Source organism: Ancylobacter sp. SL191, from assembly GCF_026625645.1.
Taxonomy (GTDB): Bacteria; Pseudomonadota; Alphaproteobacteria; order Rhizobiales; family Xanthobacteraceae; genus Ancylobacter.
In genome coordinates this window covers 1,893,208-1,918,074 of record NZ_CP113056.1, presented here as the reverse complement: position 1 = coordinate 1,918,074, position 24,867 = coordinate 1,893,208, and the positions used below count along the sequence as shown (strand labels likewise).

Annotated in this window: 23 protein-coding genes; 11 read left to right on the top strand and 12 right to left on the bottom strand. The window is 66.8% G+C overall.

The window, feature by feature from the left end; all coding sequences use genetic code 11:
- Positions 1–25 precede the first annotated feature (25 nt).
- Positions 26–2,161, bottom strand: coding sequence for an EAL domain-containing protein (locus OU996_RS08695; RefSeq protein ID WP_267585202.1), 2,136 nt, complete (start codon positions 2,159–2,161; stop codon positions 26–28).
- A gap of 387 nt (positions 2,162–2,548) precedes the next feature.
- Between OU996_RS08695 and OU996_RS08690 the strand changes: the two genes are divergently transcribed.
- The 3 genes from OU996_RS08690 to OU996_RS08680 all read left to right on the top strand — a co-directional run bounded on the left by OU996_RS08690 (position 2,549) and on the right by OU996_RS08680 (position 5,418).
- Positions 2,549–3,586 (top strand): aspartate-semialdehyde dehydrogenase, encoded by a 1,038-nt coding sequence (locus OU996_RS08690; RefSeq protein ID WP_267585201.1) that lies wholly within the window; start codon positions 2,549–2,551, stop codon positions 3,584–3,586.
- Between the two features lie 210 nt (positions 3,587–3,796).
- Entirely contained in the window at positions 3,797–4,429 is a 633-nt protein-coding gene (locus OU996_RS08685) for a DUF1007 family protein (protein WP_267585200.1), read from the top strand.
- 41 nt (positions 4,430–4,470) lie between these two features.
- A complete protein-coding gene (locus tag OU996_RS08680) occupies positions 4,471–5,418 on the top strand; it encodes a nickel/cobalt transporter (protein WP_267585652.1) in 948 nt (315 codons plus the stop codon).
- Between the two features lie 7 nt (positions 5,419–5,425).
- Here the strand turns inward: OU996_RS08680 and OU996_RS08675 are convergent, their stop codons facing one another.
- The 8 genes from OU996_RS08675 to OU996_RS08640 form a co-directional block, all read right to left on the bottom strand.
- On the bottom strand, positions 5,426–6,166 hold the full coding sequence (locus tag OU996_RS08675; RefSeq protein WP_267585199.1) for an acetoacetate decarboxylase: 741 nt from the start codon (positions 6,164–6,166) through the stop codon (positions 5,426–5,428).
- A 125-nt stretch (positions 6,167–6,291) separates the two neighbouring features.
- Entirely contained in the window at positions 6,292–9,369 is a 3,078-nt protein-coding gene (locus OU996_RS08670; protein ID WP_267585198.1) for an autotransporter outer membrane beta-barrel domain-containing protein, read from the bottom strand.
- 204 nt (positions 9,370–9,573) lie between these two features.
- Positions 9,574–10,572, bottom strand: a complete 999-nt coding sequence (locus tag OU996_RS08665) for a WD40 repeat domain-containing protein (protein WP_267585197.1) — start codon at positions 10,570–10,572, stop codon at positions 9,574–9,576.
- Between the two features lie 188 nt (positions 10,573–10,760).
- Positions 10,761–11,735, bottom strand: coding sequence for a CobW family GTP-binding protein (locus OU996_RS08660; RefSeq protein WP_267585196.1), 975 nt, complete (start codon positions 11,733–11,735; stop codon positions 10,761–10,763).
- Positions 11,736–11,840: 105 nt separating this feature from the next.
- Entirely contained in the window at positions 11,841–12,776 is a 936-nt protein-coding gene (locus OU996_RS08655; RefSeq protein WP_267585195.1) for a metal ABC transporter substrate-binding protein, read from the bottom strand.
- Between the two features lie 11 nt (positions 12,777–12,787).
- On the bottom strand, positions 12,788–13,657 hold the full coding sequence (locus OU996_RS08650; RefSeq protein WP_267585194.1) for a metal ABC transporter permease: 870 nt from the start codon (positions 13,655–13,657) through the stop codon (positions 12,788–12,790).
- The gene (aztA, locus tag OU996_RS08645; RefSeq protein WP_267585193.1) at positions 13,654–14,397 is read right to left on the bottom strand and encodes a zinc ABC transporter ATP-binding protein AztA; all 744 of its coding nucleotides are present in this window, start codon (positions 14,395–14,397) and stop codon (positions 13,654–13,656) included. The genes OU996_RS08650 and aztA overlap by 4 nt, the downstream gene beginning before the upstream one ends.
- The gene (locus OU996_RS08640) at positions 14,397–14,729 is read right to left on the bottom strand and encodes a hypothetical protein (RefSeq protein ID WP_267585192.1); all 333 of its coding nucleotides are present in this window, start codon (positions 14,727–14,729) and stop codon (positions 14,397–14,399) included. The genes aztA and OU996_RS08640 overlap by 1 nt, the downstream gene beginning before the upstream one ends.
- A gap of 225 nt (positions 14,730–14,954) precedes the next feature.
- On the opposite strand from OU996_RS08640, the gene ppa reads away from it, so the two are divergent.
- Positions 14,955–15,482, top strand: a complete 528-nt coding sequence (ppa, locus tag OU996_RS08635) for an inorganic diphosphatase (protein WP_267585191.1) — start codon at positions 14,955–14,957, stop codon at positions 15,480–15,482.
- A gap of 108 nt (positions 15,483–15,590) precedes the next feature.
- A complete protein-coding gene (locus tag OU996_RS08630; protein WP_267585190.1) occupies positions 15,591–16,310 on the top strand; it encodes a phosphoribosyltransferase in 720 nt (239 codons plus the stop codon).
- Between the two features lie 18 nt (positions 16,311–16,328).
- Here the strand turns inward: OU996_RS08630 and OU996_RS08625 are convergent, their stop codons facing one another.
- The 3 genes from OU996_RS08625 to OU996_RS08615 form a co-directional block, all read right to left on the bottom strand.
- Complete coding sequence (locus OU996_RS08625; protein WP_267585189.1) at positions 16,329–17,369, bottom strand: Ldh family oxidoreductase; 1,041 nt, start codon at positions 17,367–17,369, stop codon at positions 16,329–16,331.
- Positions 17,369–18,187, bottom strand: coding sequence for a creatininase family protein (locus OU996_RS08620; protein WP_267585188.1), 819 nt, complete (start codon positions 18,185–18,187; stop codon positions 17,369–17,371). Before OU996_RS08620 ends, OU996_RS08625 begins: the two co-directional genes overlap by 1 nt.
- A 90-nt stretch (positions 18,188–18,277) precedes the next feature.
- On the bottom strand, positions 18,278–18,667 hold the full coding sequence (locus tag OU996_RS08615; RefSeq protein WP_267585187.1) for a RidA family protein: 390 nt from the start codon (positions 18,665–18,667) through the stop codon (positions 18,278–18,280).
- Between the two features lie 161 nt (positions 18,668–18,828).
- Between OU996_RS08615 and OU996_RS08610 the strand changes: the two genes are divergently transcribed.
- The 6 genes from OU996_RS08610 (at position 18,829) to OU996_RS08585 (ending at position 24,804) form a co-directional block, all read left to right on the top strand.
- Positions 18,829–19,842, top strand: coding sequence for an ABC transporter substrate-binding protein (locus OU996_RS08610; RefSeq protein ID WP_267585186.1), 1,014 nt, complete (start codon positions 18,829–18,831; stop codon positions 19,840–19,842).
- 71 nt (positions 19,843–19,913) lie between these two features.
- Positions 19,914–20,705 carry an ABC transporter ATP-binding protein gene (locus OU996_RS08605; protein WP_267585185.1) on the top strand — a complete coding sequence of 264 codons (792 nt, stop codon included), beginning with the start codon at positions 19,914–19,916 and terminating at the stop codon, positions 20,703–20,705.
- A gap of 15 nt (positions 20,706–20,720) precedes the next feature.
- On the top strand, positions 20,721–21,500 hold the full coding sequence (locus OU996_RS08600; protein ID WP_267585184.1) for an ABC transporter permease: 780 nt from the start codon (positions 20,721–20,723) through the stop codon (positions 21,498–21,500).
- Position 21,501: 1 nt separating this feature from the next.
- Positions 21,502–22,812: a cytosine deaminase gene (locus OU996_RS08595; RefSeq protein WP_267585183.1), complete on the top strand. Its 1,311-nt coding sequence runs from the start codon at positions 21,502–21,504 to the stop codon at positions 22,810–22,812.
- Positions 22,802–24,217, top strand: coding sequence for an FAD-binding oxidoreductase (locus tag OU996_RS08590; protein WP_267585182.1), 1,416 nt, complete (start codon positions 22,802–22,804; stop codon positions 24,215–24,217). The genes OU996_RS08595 and OU996_RS08590 overlap by 11 nt, the downstream gene beginning before the upstream one ends.
- Entirely contained in the window at positions 24,217–24,804 is a 588-nt protein-coding gene (locus tag OU996_RS08585) for an NAD(P)H-dependent oxidoreductase (protein ID WP_267585181.1), read from the top strand. Before OU996_RS08590 ends, OU996_RS08585 begins: the two co-directional genes overlap by 1 nt.
- Positions 24,805–24,867 lie beyond the last annotated feature (63 nt).

The following is a 24,867-nucleotide window of genomic DNA, read 5'->3' as shown; positions in this document are numbered from 1 at the left end:
GCGGATCGCATGGCGGCACCTTACCTCATGGCGTCGGGTTGGTCCCACCCTCCCGGTGCGACAGCCACTGGACAAACATGTCCGCCGGCACGGGCCGGCTGAAATAGTACCCCTGCACCTCGTCACACCCCTCCGCGCGGAGGGTCTGAAGCTGGCTCGCCTCCTCGACGCCCTCGGCCAGAACCTTCAGATTGAGGTTGTGGCCGAGCTCGATGATGGTCCGCACGATGGCGAGCGCACGCGGGTCGATGGCCAGATCCTTCACGAAGGACCGGTCGATCTTCAGGCGCTGCAGCGGAAAATTGCGGATGTAGTTCAGCGACGAGTAGCCTGTCCCGAAGTCATCCACCGAGAGGCTCACGCCGAGCGAGCGCAGCAGGCGCATCTGCTCGGACACCGTCTCATTATAGTCGATGAGAATGCCTTCGGTCAGTTCGAGGTCGAGAAGCTCGGGGGCAAAGCCGCTCTCCTCGATCACGCTGCGGACGAGCTCGCCGACCTTCTGCCGCCGGAACTGCACGGGGGACAGGTTCACGGCCATGCGCAGATCGCCCAAGCCCGCCTGCCGCCACACCGTGCCCTGGCGGCACGCCTCGCGCAGAACCCATTCATTGATCGGCACGATCAGCCCGCTTTCTTCGGCGAGGCTCAGGAACGCGCCCGGCGCCAGCAGGCCATGCTGTGGGTGCGCCCAGCGCAGCAGGGCCTCGGTCCCGATGACATCGCCGCTGCGCAGATCGACCAGCGGCTGGTAGTGGAGCAGGAATTCGCGGCGCTTCAGGGCGTCGCGCATGTCGCTTTCCATCTGGGCCCGCTGGCTGGCGAGCGGCGCCATATCGGCGGCGAAGAAGCGCACCGTGTTGCCGCCGACCGACTTGGCCAGATACATCGCCTGGTCGGAATTGCGCAGCAGGTCGTCGGGGTCAGCGCCGTCGAGAGGGGCAACCGTGATGCCGATGCTCGCCCCGATACGCGGGGAGGACGAATTCTCATCCTCGCCAATGAGCATCCTCAGGATCGTGACGGCCAGCCGCTCCGCATCCTCCGGCCCGTTAATGTCGGGCTGCAGCACCGCGAACTCATCGCCGCCGAGGCGCGCCACGGTCAGGCCCGGACCGAGCAGGCGCGTGAGGCTCTCCGCCACATCCTGCAGCAGCTGGTCGCCCCGGTGATGCCCGTGGGCATCATTGATTGCCTTGAACCGGTCCAGATCGATGAAATGCAGCGCGAAGCTCTGATTGCCACGCCGGCCGCGCGCGAGCTCGCGGCGCAGGTGATCGCGGAGCAGAAGCCGGTTCGGAAGCCCCGTCAGCGAATCGTGGTTGGCCAGATACTCCAGCCGCAGCTCAATCTGCCGGCGCTGGGTCACGTCGATCGAGGTGGTCAGAATGCCGCTGATCCGGCCCGCGCCGTCATGCAGCGGCGCCTTGTTGGTCAGGTAGATGTAGTGGTCGCCGCCAGGTGTGACGACCTCTTCCTCGCGGGGCGCGATCGCCTTTCCTGTCCTGAGCACGATCTGGTCAAGCTGACGGCTGACAAGCCCGCGCTCCTCACCGATCAACGATTCGATCGGCTGCCCGACGAGGTCGTTCGGAACCTTGCCGATGGACGCCGCCTGCTGGACATTCACCAGCACGCAGCGGCCATCGAGATCGGACGCGCTGATGAAAGCGGGCACGGTGTCGATGACTTGGGCCAGCGCCTCGCGACTTGCGCGCAGCAACTGGTCCTTTGCGGTCAGGTTGATCTCCAGTTGCTCGGCCCTGTCCGCAAGCAACAGGTGCTGCCGACGCAGCTTCAACAGGTTTCGCGATCGCGCCAGAAACTCGACGTGATCCACCGGGCTCAGCAGAAAATCTGTCGCGCCGGCCTCCAGCGAGGCAACGCGAAACTTGCGGTCGTCATAGGCGGTCACGACAATGATGGGCACGTCGCGCAGATGCGGCAGGGCACGAACGGCGCGGACCAGCTCGGCGCCGTTCATTTTAGGCATCTTGTAATCTGTTATGATCAGATCAGCGCGATGCTCCACCAACCATTCCAGAGCCTCGGCTCCGTTCTCGAACATCTCCACGTAAACATTAGGCTCAAGCTGGCGTGCCAACTCCGAGTAAATGCGTCGATTGGTCGTACTGTCGTCAATTATTAGTACCGCGGGCATCACTCTGGGGCCTGTGAACGGTCTTCGCGCATATTATACATCAGAATAGGACAATGTCCGCCCGGCGATACCGTTTGGGATGCTTTTAGACATCGCGGGCGCGGCGTGGACCCCGGCGCGTACAACTGGAAATCGTACGAGGTTGCATAATAGAGCGGGGTCGCGACGGCTCATCCGGCGCCTGATGGAGGTATGGAACAACCGCGATGCCCGGCGGTGGTTCCATCCTCACTTCCGGCCGCAGTGACGTTGCGGCAGAGGCGCGCGGCGAGGGCAGCGTCGCAAAGGCGCGCGGGCGCGGGCGAAACCTTGCTCTCATCCGCCTTTCGGCGTAAAAGCCCGCCCTCGCCCGAGCCTGTGAATGGCAGGGCCGTCAGGAGAGACACAATGGGCTACAAGGTCGCTATCGTCGGTGCCACGGGCAATGTGGGCCGCGAAATGCTCGACATTCTCGCCGAACGCGGTTTTCCCGCGGACGAGGTCGTCGCGCTCGCCTCCCGCCGTTCGGTGGGAACGGAGGTCTCCTTCGGCGACAAGACCCTGAAGTGCAAAGCCCTTGAGAATTATGACTTCTCGGACACCGACATCTGCCTGATGTCGGCCGGTGGCGACGTCTCCAAGGAGTGGTCGCCCAAGATCGGCCGCCAGGGCTGCGTGGTGATCGATAACTCCTCGGCCTGGCGCTATGATTCCGATGTGCCGCTGGTGGTTCCCGAGGTGAATGCCGACGCCCTCGCCGGCTTCACCAAGAAGAACATCATCGCCAACCCGAACTGCTCGACCGCCCAGCTCGTCGTGGCGCTGAAGCCGCTGCACGATCTGGCGACCATCAAGCGCGTGGTCGTGGCGACCTACCAGTCGGTCTCCGGCGCCGGCAAGGACGCCATGGATGAGCTGTTCGCGCAGACCCGCGCCGTCTTCGTGTCGGACCCGGTAGAGGCTAAGAAGTTCCCCAAGCGCATCGCCTTCAACGTCATTCCTCACATCGACGTCTTCATGGAAGACGGCTACACGAAGGAGGAATGGAAGGTGATGGTGGAGACCAAGAAGATCCTTGATCCCAAGATCAAGCTGACCTGCACCGCCGTCCGCGTTCCTGTCTTCATCTCGCACTCGGAAGCCGTCAACGTCGAGTTCGAGAATCCGATCACCGTCGAGGAGGCTACCGCGGCCCTGCGCGCCGCGCCGGGCATCCTGGTGGTCGATAAGCGCGAGCCAGGCGGCTACATCACGCCCTACGAGGCGGCCGGCGAGGACGCGACCTACATCTCGCGCATCCGCGAGGATGCGACGGTGGAGAACGGCCTCTCCTTCTGGTGCGTGTCGGACAATCTGCGCAAGGGCGCCGCGCTCAACGCGGTCCAGATCGCCGAGGCGCTGATCAACCGCAAGCTGCTCCAGCCCAAGTCCGCCAAGGCGGCCTGAGGCCAGCCCAGCGGGGGCTGATGAGCCTCCGAACACGCTGACATCATCACCCCCGAGCCCTGCTCGGGGGTGATTGCGTTTGGGGGCTTTGCAAGCACCCTGCCTTAGCCCCCTTGGCCCCCGCCCCCGAACCGGTCACCATTCCGCCGAACTCGGCAGCGAAGATTCGGTGCGCTGCGGGAGCGCGGTGCGGCAAGGGTGATGATGCGGATGATCCGGCGATTTCTCGGGGCGGTTCTGGTGCTGTGCGGGCTCGTCGCCCCGGCCTTTGCCCATCCCCATGTCTGGGTCACGGTGAATGCCGAGCTCGATTATGCGCCGGATGGCCGGCTCACCGGCGTGCGCCACGACTGGACCTTCGACGAGGGCTTCTCCAGCTACGCGCTACAGGGACTGGAGACCGGGCCGGACGGCAAGCCCAGCGAGAAGACGCTGAAGGAACTCGCCCAGGTGAACATCGATTCCCTCAAGGAATTCGACTATTTCACCTATGCCAAGCGCGGCAAGCAGGCGATCGGCTTCGCCCCGCCCAAGGACTACTCCCTCACCTATGACGGGACGTCGCTGACGCTGCACTTTACCCTTCCGCTCGCCGAGCCGGAGGCAAAGAAGGGTTCGACGACGATTGACGTCTACGATCCCACCTATTTCGTCGCCTTCGCGCTGGCCGACGACGATCCGATCAAGCTGGCGGGCGACTCCGCCGGCTGCTCGCTCGCGCTGCACCGGCCGGACCCGGCGACGGGCACCACCACGCTGTCGGAAGGCTTCTTCAACGCGCTGACCTCGGCGAGCAATTTCGGCTCGCAATTCGCCAACCGCGTGACGGTGACCTGCTCGTGAAGCCTCACCTCCCGGTTAGCGCGCTGGTGGTGACGGGCGCGATGGCCGGGCTCGCCGCGCTTCTTTTCGCCCATCCCGCCCTTGCCCAGTCGCCCTTCGGTGTCGGGGCGCCCGTGCCCTCGGGCAATGTGCCGGGCGATGTCGGCGGCATCGCCGGCTTCATCCTCGCCAAGCAGGCCGAGTTCTACCGGCTGCTGACCGGTGCCGTGCGCGCCTCCAAGCAGGACGGCCACGCCGTCTTCCTGCTCGGCGGCATCTCCTTCGCCTATGGCGTGTTCCACGCTGCCGGTCCCGGCCACGGCAAGGCGGTGATCTCCTCCTATCTGCTCGCCAATGAGGCGACGCTGAAGCGCGGCATCGGCCTCGCCTTCGCCAGCGCCTTCGCACAGGCGCTGACAGCCATCCTTGTCGCCGCCATCTTCGCTGTGCTGATCGGCGCCACCGCCGCGACGATGAGTCGGGCGGTCTACCTCATCGAACTCGCCGCCTATGGCCTCATCGTGCTGATCGGCCTGCGCCTCGCTTATGCCAAAGGCCGCGCGCTCGTTGCCGCCTGGCGCGGGCAGCCGGACCATGTGCATGGCGATGACTGCGGCTGCGAGGACGGGCACGGCCATATGCCCGCGCCCGAGACGCTGCCCAAAGGTGGCGGCTGGCGGGAATGGTGGGGCGCGGTGTTCTCGGTCGGCCTGAGGCCCTGCACGGGGGCGATCCTCGTGCTGGTCTTCGCGCTGACGCAGGGCATCTTCTGGGTCGGCGCCGCCTCCACCCTGCTGATGGGCGTGGGCACGGCGATCACCGTAAGCGCCATCGCCGCGCTCGCGGTCTTCGCCAAGCACGCGGCGGTGAGGCTCGCTGCCACCCGCCGGGGCACGAGCGGGGCGGTGGTGCTGCGCGGCGTCGAATTTCTCGCCGCGCTCGCCCTCATCGCCTTCGGCCTCGCGCTGATGTTCGGCTTCATGGCGGCCGAGCGGCTGGGGCTCGGCTGAGGCCGCGTCAATCCTTCAGATAGTCGTGCACCACCTTGCCGAGTCCGAGCGTCAGGTCGGCCTTGATGTGGACGGCGGAGAGCACCTCGAGCACCGGCAGCTTGGCGACATCGCAGATGGCATGCGGGAAGAGGCCGAGCGCCGCCGGGCCGGTCCACGCCTCCTTGATGGTGACCTCCTCAAGATAATACTCGACCAGTTCGAGGATGCGCGCGCTGCCGTCGACATGCGGGATGATCTTGAGCAGCCAGCTCGGGGCGAGCATGGAGGCCATCACCGCGTCATGGTCGGCGGTCTTGTACTTGTAACCCATGGTGCCGGAGGCGCAGAGCACGCTGCCATAGTGCAGATCGGCCACCAGCACGTCGCTCTCCACCTTGAAGCGCGGCTTGGCGAGCTTCTTGGGGAAGCCCCAGAGTTCGCGCCCGCCGGCGATGGGGGCTTCATCGTCGAGATACATGGAGTGGACGAAGCCGCCCTTGCGGCCCTCGAACTCCACCGGGATCACCTGCCCGGTCTCGGTGTAGTCGCCGAAGCCGGTGGAATCCGGCATGCGGATGAACTCATATTTGACGATCGGATCGGTCACCTTAAGCGGCTCGGGCACCACCTTCTCCAGCGCCGCCGGATCGGTGCGGTAGGTGATGATGAGGTATTCGCGGTTGAAGAAATGATAGGGCCCCACCGGATAGGCCGGGTTGGTCAGCGGCATGGAATAGGCGGTGCGGCGGACGTCCTCGATCTTCATGGCGCTCGGTTCCTCTCCTGCGGAAGTGCCAGCCTATCCCATTTGCCGCAGTGCGGTAGAGGTACCGTTGCGGAAATGCCGGGCGTCCGGGAAGGCGGCGGGAAACGCCCCGCCGCCTCGGGTGCTCAGAAGCGGTAGACCAGCCCGCCGCGCACGGCGTTGGTCTCGACATCGCTGGCGAACTCGCCCTCATAGCCGATGTTCAGGCTGAGGCCGTTGCCGAGCTTCACGTCGATGCCGGCGCCAAGAACGAAGCTGTCCTCGGCAATCGGCGCGCCCTGCACCGCGAAGCCGGCGCCGGTCTCGGCGAAGGCCATGGCCGCTTCCGGCGTGATGTCGCCGAAGGCGTGGCGCCAGCCGAGGCTGGCATGCGGCGTCGCCACCGCCGACCCCATCTCGATGGAGGTGGCAAGGCGCAGGCCGAGCGTCGAATAGGGCACGTCGAAGGACAGCCCGTCCGAGGAGAGGGCCATGCTGCCGCCGCTCTCGGTGAAGCTGTCCGTGTCGATCCAGCTCCACGCCATCTGGGCGAAGGGCTCGAAGGCAATGGAGTTCATCTCCGCCGCATAGGCCGCCTCGATGAAGACATTCGCCGTGCCGCCATCATAGGAAGCGGTGAGCGACTGGGTGAGGCCCATGAAGCTCGCCGTGCGCTGCGTGTCGGTGTCGGTCCAGCCATAGGAGGCGCCGCCGCGCAGGCGGAAATTCTCGAGGCTGGTGCCGGCATAGGCGGCGATCACGAAGGTCGAGGTGTCGGCGCTGCTGAGCCGGGCATCGACATCGGTATTGGCCGAGACGTAACCCGCCGCGAAGCCGAAGGTGCTGGCATCGAGCGTCACATCCGCGCCGGCAAGGAAGCCGCCGAGCGAGCTGTCGATCTCGGCCGAGTTGCCCGTGCCGTCCGCCGTGCTCCACTGGCCAAAACCCTGTGCCCAGGCGGCATAGACCGGGCCTGCGGGGGCGGCCACGGGCGCCTTGGTGACGATCGGGCTCTTGGTGGCGCTCGGCGCGGCATAGGCCAGCGCCGGCCCACCAGCGGAGAGCGCCGCCATCGCCGGGCTGCTCCCCGTCGGGGCGCTCTGGCGCAGGCGGGCGGCGAGCGTGTCGCCGATCAGCGTCGACTGGGTGTAGAGCGTGTTGCCGACCGAGGCATGCACCTCGCCGGAGAGCAGGTCGAACCCCGTCGCGAACTGGCTGGTGTCGGTCGATGTGGTCGCGGCCGTGAGATAGGACGCCGCCGTGCCGCCCGCCTCCAGCGCATTCGCCACCGCCGCCTGGTTGGCGGTCTGGGCGTAGCTCGCGAAGCTCGTGCCGTTGCGGGTCAGCGTCAGCGTCACGGAGGCGCCGTCACGGCCGAGCGTCGGGGTGATGAAGAGATAGTCGGGGCTCACCAGCGTGTCGAACTGGGTGCCCGATGTGGTGGTGCTGCTCGCACTGATGATCGTGTAGACCGCACCAGCGTTCAGCGGGCCGGAAGAGGACAACTGCACCGTGCCGCCGTTCAGCGCCAGCGTGCCGGCGACGATCTGGTCGGACGAGGTCTGGTCGATCTCCACCACATAGGTCGAGCCGGTGTTGAAGGTCGCGGTACCGGTCACGGTCACCGTGCCGATGGAGTTGCCCGGCGAGACGGTGCCGCCATTCTCCACGGTGAGGCTCGCTACCGTCGAGTTGCCGGTCAGCGTCGCGCCATCCGCGATGGTGAAGCCCGCCGCCGCGAGGGAGCCGTTGAGCGTCAGGCTGCCGTCGATCTCAAGCGTGCCGGCGAAGTCGCTGGTCCCGGTCGCGGTGATGACCGCGCCTTCGGCGATCAGCAGCGCCTCGAAGTCGCGGTACTGCGCGCTGGTGCCGAGCAGCGAGAGGTCGAAGCTGCCGGTGCCGGCGAGCTCGAACGTATCGGTGCCCGCCCCGCCGGTCACGTAACCGGTCACCGAGCTGCCGATATGGTAGATGAACAGGTCATCGCCGCCGCCCATGTCGACGGCCTTGGCGTCGTCGCTGGAGATGACGCTGTAATTCTCGATCGTGTCGTTGTTGTCGCCGACCAGCGTGATGGCGACACCGTCCGAACGGATGGTGCCCTGATTGATGATGGTAGTCGCGAAGGGTGCCGCGCCGCCATTGCTGTCGTCGATCAGGATCGCGCGGCCGACATCGTCGGAACCGTCGTTCGGGTAGTTGTCATAGGCTTCGATCACGGCGCCGGCGTAGTTGTAGATCGTGCCGCCGCCCGCCGCGATGCCGTCCGCCGTGTTGGGGATGCCGTCATTGGTGCCGGTCGCGCCGGTGCCCTGCACCGTACCGTAATTGTGCAGCAGAATCTGGCCGTCGACATCAATGCCGTCGCCATCGCCGTCCGGCACGCCATCGGCCGCGCCGTCATCGTCGAGGAGGCCCGTCACGGCGCCGGTGATCGTGCCGTAATTGGTGATGGTCACCAATGTGGAACCGGTGCTGTCGATATTGATGCCCGAGCCGTTCTGGCCGGTAATGCTCGCCCCGACCTCGTTGGTGACGGTAGTGGCGCCGTCGCCGGTGATGCCGTGCTTGGCGCCAAGGATCACGCCGCCGGTCTTGTTGACGACCGTGCCGCCGGCGGTCTGGAAGTCCACGCCGTCGCCGTCGCTGGTCAGATCGGTCGCCTCGATGCGCCCGTAATTGATGACGGTGCCGCCGGCGCCCGGACGCACCACGTCGGCCGTACCGGATTGCAGCGTGCCGTAATTGGTGATGGTCACCACGGCGGTTACGGCGGTGACATTGGCAAGGTCGAACACCTGCCCGGTAGCCGAAGTCATGGTGCCATAATTGGTCACGTTGAGCGTGCCATTGGCGAAGTCGTCATTGATGCGGAACGTGTCGTTGGACGAGGAGATCGTGCCGTTGTTCACCAGCGTGTAGATGCCGGTGATCGACGAGCCGCTGGTGTCGAAGGCGCGTCCGCCCGTGCTGCCGATCGTGCCGTCATTAGTGATGCTGACACCGGTGCCGGTCGCTGCGCCGTTCCACAGCACCGCGACGCCCGAGGTGGTGATCGAGCCGGAGCTGGTGACGGTGCCGACATTGGCGCCGGAGACCGTTTGCTGCGTGGTGGTCGCGGTCGTCACGTTGAAATCGCTCGCCCACGCACCCAGAGGCGCAGCAAGCATGACACCGGCCGCGGCGAGCGCGCGCATGCTCGTCGACACGAAGAAACGGTTCATCGAAAATATCCCCAGACCTGAAAATCCCCAAGCCTGCGGGTAGCGGCGGCAGATGACGGTTGGGTGACAGCCGGACGGGTTTTCGCCCCTCCAGCTGCCGGCGTCGTCCACGAGGTCACAAAAGCCGGGCTGTGTGGCCCGATCGACACAGAACCACTGGCTAACCGTCTGTCACATCTAGCAATATTCAGCCGGAAGCTGCACTTAGAAGGACAGCAACCCAGCCTTGCCGGCCTCATCGCCAAGGGCCAACGCGCCGCCATCGGCGCGGAAGGCGAGCGCGGTCACCGGGCTGCCGGTCGGGGCGCGCAGCAGGATCTCGGCGCCGTCGGCAATGCGAACCATGAGCACGAGACCATCCTCATAGCCGCAGGCAAACACCTCGTCCTTGGGGTGCGTGGCGACGCAGGACACCCGCACATCGCGCGGCGCCAGCATCACCGGCTGCTTGCCCATCGGCCCTTCCTTGCTGCCGAAGGGCCAGAGGATCACCTCCGCCGAGCCCGAGGTGGCGAGGAAGCGCCCGCCGGCGGTGAACTCCAGCGAACGCACCCGCGAAGGGTAGCCGGACATGCGCATATTGGCGCCGTCGGGCAGCCGCCAGCCATGCAGCGTCGCCTCCTGCATGGTGGTGACGACGAAACGCCCTTCTGGGTGCCAGACCACGCCGCGATGCGAGCCCTTCCACTCCAGCACCTCGGGCTTGGCCTGCGCGTTGGGAAACCACAACGTCACGCCGCCATAATGGGCGACAGCGAGGCGCGTGCCCTTGGGCGCAAAAGCGAGTCCGCCAACGGTGGAGGGCAAGTCCAGCGATTTAGCTTCGCCTTTCACCGGCCGGAAATGCGCGGTCTTGCCGGCGGAGAAGGCGAAGGCGCCATCATTGGCCGTCGCCACCTGGTCGATCCAGCGGCCCTTCTGCTCGGCCAGCGTCTCGACCGATGCATCGCCGCGCACCGCCACCACGCGCCCGTCATCGCCGCCGGTGAGGATGCGCCGGGCGTCTCCCGCGACCGACAGCACCGCCCCGGCATGAGCGCGCACCCGTGTCTCCTCGCCCCGCTCGGCCAGCACGATCTCGCCATTGCCGAGAACGAAGCCCGCCGCCCCGCCGAGAAAGCGCACGCCAACGACGCTGGCGCCGAGATCGAGCGCATTGAGGCGGGAGGTCAGGGAAGACGGGGTCGAAGGAAGGACGGCCATGGGGGGATCGGCTTTCGTGGGGACGCTGTGGGGTTAACCCAATTCGCGCCGGACGTCACGGGTGGGGCAGTGCGCCCCAGACAGACGTCATCCCGGAACGGCCGTCAGGCCGTGTCCGGGATCGGGTCGGGGGACGGCACGACGATCCCGGCGCGGTGCGGGGCACCGGCCGGGATGATGGGCAGCGGTCATGCCACGCAGGAGAGGAAGCCCGCTTCAAGCGCGGCGCGGTCAAGCTTGCGGCCGATGAAGACGATGCGGCTGAGCTTGGCCTCATCCGCCCGCCAGGGGCGCTGGTGATCGCCATCGAGGATCATGTGAACGCCCTGGAACACGAAACGGTCTGGGTCGTCCTTGAAGGCGAGGATGCCCTTGGAGCGCAGGATGTTCGGCCCCTCGCGCTGGGTCAGCTCCTGGATCCACGGGAAGAACTTGTCCGGGTTCAGCGGCTTGTCCGACGAGAAGGAATAGGACTGCATGTCCTCGTCGTGGAAGTGCTTGTGACCGCCCTCCAGAAAGTCCGGGTCAATGGCCTGGATGCGGTCGAGGTCGAACGCGCCCTGGCCGAGCACCTTGTCGATGGCGATGTTGGAACGCTGGGTGTGGTGGATGCGCGCGAAGGGGTTGATGGCGCGGATGCGCATCTCCACGTCCTTCAGCTCGGTCTCCGAGACGAGGTCGGTCTTGTTGAGCAGGATCACATCGGCAAAGGCGATCTGGTTCTTCGCCTCCGGCGCGTCCTTCAGCCGGTCCTTCAGCCATTTGGCATCAGCCACCGTCACCACCGCGTCGAGCGTGGTCTTGGCGCCGACCGTCTCGTCGACGAAGAAGGTCTGGGCGACCGGGGCCGGGTCGGCAAGGCCGGTGGTCTCGACGATGATGCCGTCGAAATCGCCCTTGCGGCGCAGCAGGCCGTCGATGATGCGGATCAGATCGCCGCGCACCGTGCAGCAGATGCAGCCATTGTTCATCTCGAACACTTCTTCATCGGCCCCGACCACCAGGTCGTTGTCGATGCCGATCTCGCCGAACTCGTTCACCACGACGGCGTACTTCTTGCCGTGCGACTCGGACAGGATGCGGTTCAGCAGCGTCGTCTTGCCGGCGCCGAGATAGCCGGTCAGCACGGTGACGGGGATCTTGTCGGACTGGGTGTCGGGCATAGGCCACTCCAAAGGTCGTCTCAAACGCGTCATCCCGGACCACCGCCGCGCGGAGATCCGGGATTGCTAGCTCCAGCGATGTCCGGGGAACGCCCCGGAAAAGGGTCAGCTCGACAGCGCCGAGGAAAACGCGCGGATGTTGTTCTCGATCATGTCGATGTAGGTGCTCGCCGGGCCTTTGTCATCGGAGAGCGCGTCGGAATAGACCTCGCCGCCGATCTTGGCGCCGGTCTCGTCGGCGATGCGCTTGACGAGGCGCGGATCGGAAATGTTCTCCATGAACACCGCCGGGATCTTCTCCGTCTTGATCTGGCGGATGATCTTGGCGACGTCCTTGGCCGAGGCCTCGGCTTCGGTCGACACGCCCTGCGGCGCGATGAATTCCATGCCGTAGGCGGCGCCGAAATAGCCGAAGGCGTCATGCGAGGTGATGATGCGACGGCGTTCGGCGGGAATGGTGGCGATCGCCGCCTTCACCTCGGCGTCGAGCGCGTCGAGCTTGGCCAGATAGGCGGTCGCATTGGCCTCATAGGTCGCCTTGCCGGCCGGATCGGCGGCAATCAGCCCGTCGCGGACATTGGCGACATAGAGCTTGGCATTGGCGACCGACTGCCAGGCATGAGGGTCGGTCTCTTCATGGGCATGGGCGTCCTTGCCATGGTCATGGCCGCCCTCTTCCTCTTCCATCTTGCGTGGGGCGACACCCTTGGTCGCCACGACGATGGTCGCCTTTGTGCCGGAGGCCTTGATGAGGCGGTTCATCCAACCCTCGAAGCCGAGGCCGTTGACGAACACAACCTTGGCGGCCGCGACCTTCTTGGCGTCGGCCGGGGCCGGCTGGAACACATGCGCGTCGCCATTCGGCCCGACGAGGGTCGACACGGCGATGCGGTCGCCGCCAACCTCCTTCACGAAGTCGCCGAGGATGGAGAAGGAGGCGACGACGGGGAGCTTGGTGGCAGGCGCGGCATCCTGCGCGAAGGCCGGACCGGCGAGGCCAACGGCCATGGCCGCGGCGATGAGATAACGGCGGGACAGCATGGGAATTCTCCTCAGGCTTCGAGATGGCGGCGCGGTACGAGGCGCGGAAGCAGCCCTCCCACCGGCCCGAACAGGACAGACAGCGCGTAGCTCGCGCCGGCGACGAGGATGATGGACGGGCCCGAGGGCACGCCCGCGTGATAGGAGAACAGGAGGCCGATGACGCCGGAGAGCGCCGCCACCAGCACCGACAGACCGACCATGGCGGTGAGCTCGCGCGTCCAGAACCGTGCCGCTGCGGCGGGCAGCATCATCATGCCGACCGCGAGCAGCGTGCCCAGCGCATGGAAGCCGCCGACGAGGTTCAGCACCACCAGCGCCAGGAAGACGAGATGGGTCGGCGCCCCGGCCCGGCTGACCGAGCGCAGGAAGCCGGAATCGACACTCTCCAGCACCAGCGGGCGCCAGAGCACGGCCAGCGCCAGCAGCGAGAAGCTGGAGATGGACACGATGAGCAGCAGCGTCGCGTCGTCCAGCGCCAGCACCGTGCCGAACAGCACGTGCAGCAGGTCGACATTGGAGCCGCGCAGCGAGACCAGCAGCACGCCGAGCGCCAGCGAGATGAGGTAGAAGGCGGCAAGGGCCGCGTCCTCCTTCATCTGTGTGGCCCGCGCCACCGCACCGGCGCCGATCGCAACCGCGAAGCCGGCGACAAGGCCGCCAATGGTCATGGCGAAGAGGTTGAGCCCGGCGGCGAGGAAGCCGACCGCCGCACCCGGCAGGATGGCGTGCGCCATGGCGTCACCGGCCAGACTCATCCGGCGCAGCATCATGAGAACGCCAATGGGACCGGCGCCGACCGACAGGGCCAGCGCGCCAACCAGCGCGCGGCGCATGAAATCGAACTCGGCAAAGGGGGCGATCAGGTACTCGTAGATCATGCCGCCTGCTCCGGCGCGCAGAACGGGGCGGCATCGTCCCAGGCCTCGCACATGCGGCGGGCGGCGGAGAGATTCGCGGTGGTCAGCACCTCGCGCGTCTCGCCCCAGGCGACCGGCTCGCGGGCGAGCAGCAGCGTCTGCGGGAAATGGCTGCGCACCAGCTCGAGATCGTGCAGCACGGCAAGGATGGTCCGCCCCTCGCCATGCCAGCGCTCCACCAGCGCGACGAGATCGGCGATGGTGCCGGCATCGAGCGCTGTGAAGGGCTCGTCCAGCAGGATCAGCCGCGCCTCCTGCAGCAGCAGCCGTGCGAACAGCGTGCGCTGCATCTGCCCGCCCGACAGCGTGCCGATGGGCCGGCGTTCGAAGCCTTCGAGACCGACAGCGGCGATAGCCTGCTCGATCCTGTGCCGATCCGCCCGGCCGATACCGCCGAAGAGACCGGCGCGGTGCCAAAGTCCCATGGACACAAGATCATAGACGTCGATCGGGAACGAGCGGTCGATCTCCGCTGCCTGCGGCAGATAGGCGATGTCGCGCGCGGCAACCGTGCAGTCGATGCCGCCGGCGAGCGGCGTCAGCACACCGGCGATGCCCTTGAGCAGCGTCGACTTACCCGCGCCATTGGGACCGCAGACCGCGAGCAGCGCACCCTCGCCCACCTCGCCCTGGAGGTGATGCACCGCCGGGTGGCGCTCATAGCCGAGGGTGAGGTCGCGAAAGGCGAGTACCTTGCCCATCACAGCCCCCCACCGGAAATCACCGCGATCGCCGCCGCCCAGAGCAGCACGGTCAGCGGCAGGGCGATGGCGAGCCGCTGCCATACCGACAGGCGCAGAAGCGAGAAGCCGGGCTCGGCCATGGGGTGGCGCTGGCCCGGCGCATGGGAATGGGAGTGGCCGTGATGAAGTGCATGAGTATGCGCCGATCCGTGCCCATGGGCATGGCGATGCGCGGAAACGGCATCGTTGGCCAGACGCCCCGATGCCGTTACGGCACCCTCGCCCTGCGCCGCTCCTTCGTCATTGAGGTGACCGTGGGAGGGGGCAGCGAGCTTTGGCAAGGCGGGCATGAAGACAACTCCGTGGGCACATCTGATACATCATATCCCACTTGCCCGTCCAGCCCTTCGATACTTTATATCAGCGCCACCTCGCAGCCGTGACCGACACGCCGACGGGCGGCTCCCATCGAAGGGATGGTGCTTTCCCGTCTCGACGCCGTCGCCGCGCCGACTTAATAGAGGGCCGACTTTGCCCGCCGGCGCGGCCGGCCTGTTCGACCTGGGAGCCCGTTCATGGACATTTCACGCATCTCGATCGGCCCGAATCCCCCCGACGAGGTTCACGCCATCATCGAAATCCCGGCCGGCGGCGCGCCGGTGAAGTATGAGCTCGACAAGGAGTCGGGCGCGCTCTTCGTCGACCGCTTCCTGCACACGCCGATGTTCTATCCGGGCAATTACGGCTTCATCCCCAACACGCTGGGTGACGATGGCGACCCGCTCGACATCATCGTCGTCTCGCCGATCCCGCTTCTGGCCGGCTCCGTCATCGCCGCGCGCCCAGTCGGCGTGCTGATGATGACCGACGAGAAGGGCGGCGACGAGAAGATCCTCGCCGTGCCGGCGGACTCGGTCTACCCCTACCACTCCAAGGTCAAGAGCTGCGATGATCTGCCGCCGCTCGTCCTTGAGCAGGTGGCCCACTTCTTCACTCACTACAAGGATCTGGAGAAGGGCAAGAAGGTCAGCGTCGCCGATTGGGAAGGCGTCGACCGCGCCCGCGAGATCATCCTCCAGTCGATCGCCAACGCCAAGAAGTGAGGCGCTCGGCTTCGGCCGCGACGCCTGAGAACGTAGGCCGCCGGCTCATCCCGGCGGCCTTTGGCATTCTGGTTGCTGGTGGGAGCGCACCCCCATGCCGGAGTGCCCATGCCCCTGACCTATTCTGACCGCGGCAGCTACCGCGACCGCATCATTCCCGCCGCCGAACTGCCGGAACTCGGGCCCCCGCCCTATCGCGACAGGTACCCCGTCCGGCTGCCGGACGGTGACTGGGCCGACCTGCCCTTCCTCGCCCTGCCGCCTGATTTCGAGACGGCCATCGCCTATCTCTGCATCACCGAGAACTCCTTCGAGCTGGAAGACCGGCTCTCCACCGCCATCGCGGATCAGGTGCGCCACCTCGCGCCGGAGATCGTCGTCGGCATGCCGACGCTCGGCATGGTGCTCGCCGCCTCGGTGGCGAAGAAGCTCGGCCACCCGCACTATGTGCCGCTGAGCTATTCGCGCAAATTCTGGTTCGAGGACGAACTCTCCATCCCGGTGATCTCCATCACCAGCCCGCTCAAGCCCAAGACGGTGTTCATCGATCCGCGCCTGCTGGAGCGGCTGGAAGACAAGCGCGTGCTGCTGGTCGAGGACGTCATCTCCACCGGTGGTACGGTCTCCGCTGAGCTGGAGCTGATGCGGCGGATCGGCGCCAATGTCGTCGGCGTCGCCACCGCGATCAGGGAAACCAATGTCTGGCAGAAGACGCTCGGCGCCATAGACCCGGCCTGGCCGGGCCTCGTTCACGCGCCGATCTCCTGCCCGCTGTTCCGCAAGGGCGAGGGCGGCTGGTATCCGGATTGGTCGACCCTGCCCGCCTGACGGCGCGTGCGCCGGCGCTCAGTCCGGAAAGCCCATCCCGGCAAGCGCCCGGCGCAGCGCCGCGCCAACCTTGACCCCGTGCCGGGCGGCACGGGAGCGGTTGGTGAGCCGCCGTGTGCCCGGCAGCCGCGCGCCCGGCTCGCGCTCGATGGCGGCGGCGAGGCGCTCCAGATGGTCGAGATAGGCGTCCCCCGCCAGCCGACCGGGGTCGATGGCGATGATGATCTGCCCAACGGCCGCCGGCGGGCCCTTGCCATCGAAGAAGCTGGGCGCGTCGAAGGAAAAGGTCGAGGCCGTCAGCGCCGCCGCCATCACCTCGATGATGAAAGCGAGCGCCGTGCCCTTGGCATCGCCCATCGGCACCATGGTCCCGGCGAGCGCGCTCTTGGCGTCGGTGGTCGGGTTGCCGTCCACGTCGAAGGCCCAGCCCTCGGGAATGGAGGCGTCGCCCCGCTGCACGGCGGCGAGGATGTTGCCGCGCGCCACCTTGGCCACAGACAAATCCACCACCGCCGGCGGGCGATCCTTCAGCGGCGTGGCGAAGGCGATCGGGTTGGTGCCGAACACCGCCTTCTTGCCGCCCCAGGGCGCGATCGAGGCGGAAGCATTGGCGAAGGCGAGCCCGACCAGCCCGCCCGTGGCCAGCGCCTCCACCGGCTGGCCGGCCACGCCGAAATGGCTGGAGCGGCGGATCGCCAGCAGCCCGATACCGCTCTCGCGCGCGGCCTCCGCCAGCAGCGGCAGGCCCTGCTCGATGGCGGGATAGGCGAAGCCGTTTCCGGCATCCACGGCCACCAGCGCCGGCGTCAGGCGCTGGGCGCGCGGCACGGCATGGCCGTCGATCTTGCCGGCCGCCACCATGGCACAATAGCTCGGCAGGCGGGCAAGGCCATGGGTGCCGAGCCCATCCGCCTCCGCCGCCACCAGCGCCGCCGCGGTGATGCAGGCATTCTCCGGCGCTGTGTTGAAATGCTCGAGCACGCGGGCGGCATAGGCGCGCGCCTCCTCCACGCTCAGTTCCATTTCGGGGAGCGGTACGCCAGCGATCGCACCTTCCATCAGAGCGCGCTCCCGCCAAGCGGACCAGCCGGCAGGCGGGCGAGGTCGAAGCGCTGCACATCGGCCAGCAGCTCGACAAAGGCGCGGGCGCCGAAATGGGCGCAGGTCTCGCCCTTCTCGGGGCTCGCCTGCGTGGCATCGCCCATGGCGCCGGTGGGCTGGATGTCCTGCGCCATCCAGCCGAAGCCGGCCGGGCTGCCGGCGCGCAGGAAGGCGAATTCCTGCTCCATGCCGAGCGTCACCGGCGGAAAGTCGGCGATTTCGCTTGTCCGCACCGTGTCGGGCCGGAAATTCATCATCAGCGAGGTCTCGACCCCACCGGCATGAATGCCGTGCTGGCGCTCCTGCGCCGAGAACAGCCCTTCCGGGTAACCGAAGCGGTGCCAGGAGACGTGGACCGCCAGCATGCCGAGGCGCGCCCGCAGCTCACGCGCCACGATGTCGATCACCGAGACATTGCCGCCATGCGAATTGACGATGACCAGCTTGCGCACGCCGGCGCGGTAGACGCTCTCGCCGATCTCGGTCCAAGCTCGGATCACCGTCTCGGAGGAAAGCGTCAGCGTGCCCGGATAGAACAGATGCTCGTTCGACTTGCCGATGGCCTGCATCGGCAGGAAGACCGCCGGAATGTCGTCCGGCAGCAGGCGGGCTACCTCCTTCAGATAGCCCTCGCCGATGAACGCATCGACGCCGACCGGCAGATGCGGCCCATGCTGCTCCACCGCCGCCACTGGCAGAACGGCGATCCAGTTCGCTGTGTCCCCGGCCTGAAAATCGGTCCAGGTGAGTTCGGTCCAGAAGCGTTTGGGCGGCATGGCGGGCGATCCGGTTCGTGACGGCGCGGTTCTAGAGCATTTTCCGCGAAAGTTGGTCGACTTTCGCGAAGAGAAAATACTCCAGATTTTTCAATCCGCCTTCGCCGCCAGCGCCTCGATCTCGACCTTGAATTCCGGCCGGGCGAAACCGGACACGATCATCAGCGTCGAGGCCGGCGGCGGATCGACGATGAAGCGGTCCCGCGCCGCCATGTAGCCGGCAAGATAGGCCCGGTCGGTGACATAGGCATTGAGGCGGACAATGTCGCCCGGCCCCATGCCGGCTTCGGCCAGGCAGGCGCGGATCGCGCGGAAACACAGCACGGCCTGCGCTTCCACATCCTCGGGGATCACATCATCCTCCGTGATGCCGAGTTGGCCGGACACCAGCAGCAGTCGCGCGCTGGCGGGCACCTCGACAGCGTGGCTGTAGCGGGCGAAGGGGCGGCGGACAGCGACGGGGATCAGATGGCGAAGCATGGGGGCAAGGCTAGGCGCGGGCGGGCCTCGGCGCAATCGTCGCGCCGGATGCGACGAGCCCATCCAAGCCCTATGTGCATCCGTATTAAGCTCGCCTATCATGGTGGCAGTGCTTCGCCCTCACCCCTGATCGCCGCTCTTCGCACCGGATGGAGACATCGATGCGCCTGCGTCTTCCGCGCCTGCGTTTTCCTCGGATCGCCGCCCTGGCGGCCCTCGCCTGCGCCGCCTTTGCCGCCCCTGCCCTCGCCGCCGACAAGGTGACCTTCGGCACCAATTGGGTGGCGCAGGCCGAGCATGGCGGCTTCTACCAGGCGGTCGTGGACGGCACCTATGCGAAATACGGGCTGAACGTCACCATCCTGCCGGGCGGCCCGCAGGCCAATAACCGCCTGCTGCTCCCTGTCGGCAAGATAGATTTCTACATGGGCGCCAACATGCTGCAGGCGTTCGACTCGGTGAAGGAGGGCATCCCCACCGTCATCGTCGCCGCCCTGTTCCAGAAGGATCCGCAGGTTCTCATCGCCCACCCGGACGTGACCAAGTTCGAGGATCTGAAGACCCGCACCCTGTTCATCTCCAAGGAGGGTCTGGCGAGCTACTATCAGTGGCTGGTGAAGGATTTCGGCTTCTCGGAAAATCAGGTGAAGCCCTACACCTTCAACGTCGCGCCCTTCCTCGCCGACAAGAACAGCGCCATGCAGGGCTACATCACCTCCGAGCCCTATGCGGTGGAGAAGGAGGGCAAGTTCAAGCCGTCGCTCTTCCTGCTGGCCGATCAGGGCTTCGACACCTACTCGACGACGATCGAGACCCGCAGCGAGTTGGTGAAGTCCAACCCCGATCTGGTGCAGCGCTTCGTCGATGCCTCGATCATCGGCTGGTACAATTATCTCTATGGCGACAACGCCAAGGCGAATGCGCTGATCAAGAAGGACAATCCGGAAATGACGGATGAGATGATCGCCTTCTCCATCGCCAAGCTGAAGGAGTATGGCATCGTCGATTCAGGGGACAGCAAGACGCTCGGCGTCGGCGCCATGACGGACGCCAAAATCAAGAGCTTCTTCGACAAGATGGTGCGCGCCGGCGTGGTGAACGGCGACATCGATTACAAGAAATCCTATACGCTGCAATTCGTGAACAAGGGCGTGGGCAAGGATCTCGCGAAGTAGCCTGTGCCGCCTTTGCAACGCCTCGCAATTGAAGAGCGGTGACGGCTCTTCGCCGGGAATGCTGCCTGAAGATGACAGACGTCCTGACCGCCGACGCCGCCACCCAAACCCTCCCCCTCCTCGCGCTGTCCGGCGTCGAGAAGCGCTTCGCCAATGCGGTGACGGCGCTTGAAGGATTGAACATGCAGGTGCGACAGGGCGAGTTCCTCTCCCTGCTCGGGCCCTCCGGCTGCGGCAAATCCACCGCGTTGCGCCTCATCGCCGGCCTGTCCGAACCCACCAGCGGGCGTATCGACTGGCCGGCCGGCGCGGCGGCGCGCCCCTCCATCGGCTTCGTCTTTCAGGAACCGACGCTGATGCCTTGGGCCAGCGTCTTCGGCAATGTCTACCTGCCGCTGCGCCTCGCCGGCACGAGCCGCAAGGCGGCGACGCCCGCCATCGAGGAAGCGCTCGAAATGGTCGGCTTGTCCGCCTTCCGCGACGCCTATCCGCGCGAACTGTCCGGCGGCATGAAGATGCGCGTCTCCATCGCCCGCGCCCTCGTCACGCGCCCGAGCCTGCTGCTGATGGACGAGCCCTTCGCCGCGCTCGACGAGATCACCCGCTTCAAGCTGAACAATGATCTTCTGGAGGTGTGGCGCCGGCTCGGCTGCACCATCGTCTTCGTTACCCATTCAGTGTTCGAATCCGTCTACCTCTCCTCGCGCATCCTGGTCTTCCGCGCGCGCCCCGGCCGCATCGCGGCGGAGCTGGAGATCGACCCGAACCAGCCGCGCGACGAGGCGTTCCGCACCTCGCCGGAATATGCCGGCCTGTGCCGGGAGGCGTCGCTGGCGCTCGCCCGCGCCATGGAAGCCGGCTAGCGGCGGGGTGAGCGTATGGAGCATTCCCCGTTCCGCTGGCTGATGCCCCTCGCCGTGCTGGCGCTTGCGGTCGCCGGCTGGGATCTGATCGTGCGCCTCAACGACCTGCCGCCCTACATCCTGCCGAGCCCGGCTCTGGTCGCCCAGACGCTCATCAAGGATCATGTGGTGCTGCTCAACTCCATGCTGGTGACGCTGCGCACGACGGGGCTCGCCCTATTCTTCGCCGTGGTGGGCGGGGTGGCGCTGGCGCTCATCTTCGCCTCCTCGCGCATCATCGAATTCTCGCTGTTCCCCATCGCGGTGATCCTTCAGGTGACGCCGATCATCGCCATCGCGCCGCTGATGCTGATCTATCTCGACACCGGCACAGCAGTGCTGGTCTGCGCCTGGATCGTCGCCTTCTTCCCGATGCTCGCCAACACGACGCTGGGCCTGAAATCGGTCGATCCCAATCTGCGCGACCTGTTCCGCCTCTCCGGCGCCACGCCCTGGCAGACCCTGATGCAGCTCAAGCTGCCGACCGCCCTGCCCTTCTTCCTCGGCGGGCTGCGCATCGCCGGCGGTCTCGCTCTCATTGGCGCGGTGGTCGGCGAGATTGCCGCCGGCTCGGCCGGGCAAGGCTCGGGCCTCGCCTTCCGCATCGTCGAATCCGCCTACCGGCTCAACATCCCCCGCCTGTTCGCCGCGCTGCTGCTGATCTCGCTGTGCGGCATCGTCATCTATGCCATGCTCAGCCTGTTCTCCTGGGCCGTGCTGCGGCGCTGGCATGAGAGCGAGCTCGCCGGGGCCTGACATGCGTGAATTCGACCACCTGCCGCCGGCCTATGTGCTCACCAATGCCCGCGTGCCGGCCTGCCTGATCGATGCCGCCCACCCCGCTGACACTGAGGGTCTCGTCCGCGTCGACGTCGCGGTTGCGGCGGGGCGCATCACCGCCATCGGCGCCGCGCTGGAGCTACCGGAGCTGCCGCGCATTCCGCTGAACGGTCGGCTCGTCCTGCCGGGTCTGGTGGACGTCCACACCCATCTCGACAAGGCTTTCATCTGGCCACGCGCGCAGAACCGGGACGGCAGCTTCGCCGGGGCGCTGGCCGCCGCTGATGCCGACCGGCGCGCGCACTGGACGGCGGATGACGTGCGCACCCGCATGGATTTCGCCTTGCGCTGCGCCCATGCCCACGGCACGGTGGCCATCCGTACCCATCTCGATTCCATCGGCCCGCAAACCGCCATTTCCTGGCCGGTCTTCGGGGAGATGCGTGAGACCTGGCGCGAGCGCATCGCGCTTCAGGCGGTGGCGCTCACCCCCATCGACCTCGTGCTGGAAGACGCCGAGTTCCTGCCGCTGCTCGACGCCGTGCGCCGCCACCGGGGCGTGCTGGGTGCCGTCACCTATATGAGCCCCGCTTTGCCCGCCGGGCTCGACCGGCTGTTCGCGGCGGCGGGCGAGCACGGGCTCGACCTCGACTTTCACGTCGACGAAACCGCCGACCCCGGCGCCCACTCGCTCGCCCTCATCGCCGAAGCGGCGCTGCGCCATGGCTTTGAAGGGCGCATCCTCGCCGGCCATTGCTGCTCGCTTGCCCGCCAGAGCGAGGACGCCATCGACCGCACGCTGGACCTTGTCGCCCGTGCCGGCGTCGCCGTCGTCTCGCTGCCCATGTGCAATCTCTACCTTCAGGACCGCCACGCCGGCCGCACACCGCGCTGGCGCGGCATCACCCTGCTGCATGAGATGAAGGCGCGCGGCATCGAGGTGATGGTCGCCAGCGACAATGCGCGCGATCCGTTCTACGCCTATGGCGATCTCGACCTCGTCGAGGTCTACCGGGAGGCCACCCGCATCGCCCATCTCGACCACCCCTTCGCCGACTGGCCCGCCATCGTCGCGCGCGCGCCGGCGGCACAGATGGGGCTGGCGGCTGGCCGCATCGCGGTTGATCGCCCGGCGGACCTCATCATCCTCACGGCGCGCAGCCTCAACGAGGCGCTGGCGCGCCCACAGTTAGACCGCATTGTCATCCGCGACGGCGCGCGGCTCAATGCGGTGGCACCGGACTATGCCGAACTCGACAGCCTCAAGGGGATGCCCCATGGCCTATGACATCGCCGCGTTGAGAACCCGCCTCACCGGCATCCGGCTGGAGGAGAACCCGGCATTGGTGCGCCAGCGCAGCCGGGACTTCTACTGGTACTCGCCGACGCTGAAGCGCCAGCTTGAGGCCGTCACCGCCGACATCGTCGCCTTCCCGACGACGGAGGACGAGGTTCTGACCGTGCTCGCGGCATGCGCCGCGCTGGCCATTCCCGTCACCCCGCGCGGCGCCGGCACCGGCAATTACGGGCAGGCCATGCCGCTCGCGGGCGGGCTGGTGCTCGATCTGTCCGGCCTCAACCGCATTCTTGAGATCAGCCCCGGCCGGGTGCGCGCACAGGCTGGGGCGCTGATCGCCGACATCGACGCCGCCTGCCGGCCCGGCGGGCAAGAGCTGCGCCTGCACCCCTCCACCTACCGCACCGCCTCGATCGGCGGCTTCATCGCCGGCGGCTCGGGCGGGGTCGGCTCCATCACCTGGGGCGGGCTGCGCGATCTCGGCAACATCATCCGCCTCAAGGTGGCGACGATGGAAGCCGTGCCGCGCCTTCTCGATCTCTCTGGCGAGGAGGTGCAGAAGGTCGCCCATGCCTATGGCACCAACGGCATCATTCTCGAGGTCGAGATGCCGCTCGCCCCGGCTTATGACTGGGTAGAGGCCATCGTCGGCTTCGACAATTTCGCCCGCGCCGCCGCCTATGCCAATGCGCTGGGCGAGCAGGACGCCATCCTCAAGAAGCTGCTCTCCGTCATCGCCGCGCCGGTGCCGCAGACCTATTTCCTGCGCCACCGCGCCTTCCTGCCGGATGGACAGCACATCGTGCTGGTGATGATCGCACCCATGGCCCGCGCCGCCTTTGACAGCTTCACCGCCCACTGGGGCGGCCAGCTGCTGTTCGATCTCGACGCGCTGGGCACGCAGGAGGCCAAGGGCCTGCCCCCGCTCTACGAGCTCTCCTGGAATCACACCACGCTGCGCGCGCTGCGCATTGAGCCGGCGATCACCTATCTGCAGACGCTCTACCCCTTCCCGAACCAGCTCGATCTCGTCGCCCGCATTCATGCCGAGCTCGGCGACGAGGTGCCGGCCCATCTCGAATTCGTCCGCTTCGACGGCAAGGTGACGTGCTTCGGCCTGCCGCTGGTGCGCTTCTCCTCCGAGGAGCGGCTGGAGGCGATCATCGCCCGTCACGAGGCGGTGGGCATCCCGGTGTTCAATCCGCACCGCTACACGCTGGAGGAAGGCGGCATGAAGCAGACCGATGCGGGACAGCTCGCCTTCAAGCGCGCGGCGGACCCGGCGGGTCTGCTCAACCCCGGCAAGATGCTCGGCTGGGACCATCCGGACCTCGATATCGCCGACGGGCGCACGTATCTCTTCGCCGGGCTGGACGGCGCCGCGGGAGCGGCCTGATGCGCGTGCTCGTCGTCTATTGTCACCCGGTGGCGGAGAGCTTTAACGCAGCGGTACGGGATGCGGTGATCCGGGGCCTGACGCGCGCCGGCCACGAGGTCGATCTGCTGGACCTCTATGCCGAGGGGTTCGACCCGGTGCTGAGCCGGCAGGCGCGGCTCGACTACCACACGCCCGGCGTCAACGCCGTGCCCGTCGCAGACCATCTTGCCCGCGTGCGGGCCGTCCAGGGAATGGTGATCGTTGCTCCCACCTGGTGGTACGGGCCGCCCGCTATGCTCAAGGGCTGGCTCGACCGCGTCTTCGTGCCATTCGAGACCTTCGGCATGCCCAAGCCCTTCCGCCCACTGGAACGCCGGCTCACCAATATCCGCCTTCTGGCGGCGGTGAGCACGCTCGGCTCACCCTGGTACTGGTGGCGGTGGGTCGGCCAACCCGGCCGGCGCATCATCATGGAAGGGCTGGGCGGGATCATCCATCCACGGGCCCGCAAGCTCTGGCTCGCCTTGCACAGCATGGATTCCGCGGGTGCCGCCAAACGCGCCCGCTTCCTCGCCAAAGTGGAAGCGCGCTTCGCCGAATTGTGAGAATTCACGATAGTTTCCGAAAACTTTGACGGCGAAGCGGTTTATAGCCATCCTCCTGTCACG

Coding starts and splice junctions, on each gene's coding strand:
- OU996_RS08695 (WP_267585202.1), bottom strand. CDS start 2,161: ATGCCCGCGGTACTAATAATTGACGACAGTACGACCAATCGACGCATT.
- OU996_RS08690 (WP_267585201.1), top strand. CDS start 2,549: ATGGGCTACAAGGTCGCTATCGTCGGTGCCACGGGCAATGTGGGCCGC.
- OU996_RS08685 (WP_267585200.1), top strand. CDS start 3,797: ATGATCCGGCGATTTCTCGGGGCGGTTCTGGTGCTGTGCGGGCTCGTC.
- OU996_RS08680 (WP_267585652.1), top strand. CDS start 4,471: ATGGCCGGGCTCGCCGCGCTTCTTTTCGCCCATCCCGCCCTTGCCCAG.
- OU996_RS08675 (WP_267585199.1), bottom strand. CDS start 6,166: ATGAAGATCGAGGACGTCCGCCGCACCGCCTATTCCATGCCGCTGACC.
- OU996_RS08670 (WP_267585198.1), bottom strand. CDS start 9,369: ATGAACCGTTTCTTCGTGTCGACGAGCATGCGCGCGCTCGCCGCGGCC.
- OU996_RS08665 (WP_267585197.1), bottom strand. CDS start 10,572: ATGGCCGTCCTTCCTTCGACCCCGTCTTCCCTGACCTCCCGCCTCAAT.
- OU996_RS08660 (WP_267585196.1), bottom strand. CDS start 11,735: ATGCCCGACACCCAGTCCGACAAGATCCCCGTCACCGTGCTGACCGGC.
- OU996_RS08655 (WP_267585195.1), bottom strand. CDS start 12,776: ATGCTGTCCCGCCGTTATCTCATCGCCGCGGCCATGGCCGTTGGCCTC.
- OU996_RS08650 (WP_267585194.1), bottom strand. CDS start 13,657: ATGATCTACGAGTACCTGATCGCCCCCTTTGCCGAGTTCGATTTCATG.
- aztA (WP_267585193.1), bottom strand. CDS start 14,397: ATGGGCAAGGTACTCGCCTTTCGCGACCTCACCCTCGGCTATGAGCGC.
- OU996_RS08640 (WP_267585192.1), bottom strand. CDS start 14,729: ATGCCCGCCTTGCCAAAGCTCGCTGCCCCCTCCCACGGTCACCTCAAT.
- ppa (WP_267585191.1), top strand. CDS start 14,955: ATGGACATTTCACGCATCTCGATCGGCCCGAATCCCCCCGACGAGGTT.
- OU996_RS08630 (WP_267585190.1), top strand. CDS start 15,591: ATGCCCCTGACCTATTCTGACCGCGGCAGCTACCGCGACCGCATCATT.
- OU996_RS08625 (WP_267585189.1), bottom strand. CDS start 17,369: ATGGAAGGTGCGATCGCTGGCGTACCGCTCCCCGAAATGGAACTGAGC.
- OU996_RS08620 (WP_267585188.1), bottom strand. CDS start 18,187: ATGCCGCCCAAACGCTTCTGGACCGAACTCACCTGGACCGATTTTCAG.
- OU996_RS08615 (WP_267585187.1), bottom strand. CDS start 18,667: ATGCTTCGCCATCTGATCCCCGTCGCTGTCCGCCGCCCCTTCGCCCGC.
- OU996_RS08610 (WP_267585186.1), top strand. CDS start 18,829: ATGCGCCTGCGTCTTCCGCGCCTGCGTTTTCCTCGGATCGCCGCCCTG.
- OU996_RS08605 (WP_267585185.1), top strand. CDS start 19,914: ATGACAGACGTCCTGACCGCCGACGCCGCCACCCAAACCCTCCCCCTC.
- OU996_RS08600 (WP_267585184.1), top strand. CDS start 20,721: ATGGAGCATTCCCCGTTCCGCTGGCTGATGCCCCTCGCCGTGCTGGCG.
- OU996_RS08595 (WP_267585183.1), top strand. CDS start 21,502: ATGCGTGAATTCGACCACCTGCCGCCGGCCTATGTGCTCACCAATGCC.
- OU996_RS08590 (WP_267585182.1), top strand. CDS start 22,802: ATGGCCTATGACATCGCCGCGTTGAGAACCCGCCTCACCGGCATCCGG.
- OU996_RS08585 (WP_267585181.1), top strand. CDS start 24,217: ATGCGCGTGCTCGTCGTCTATTGTCACCCGGTGGCGGAGAGCTTTAAC.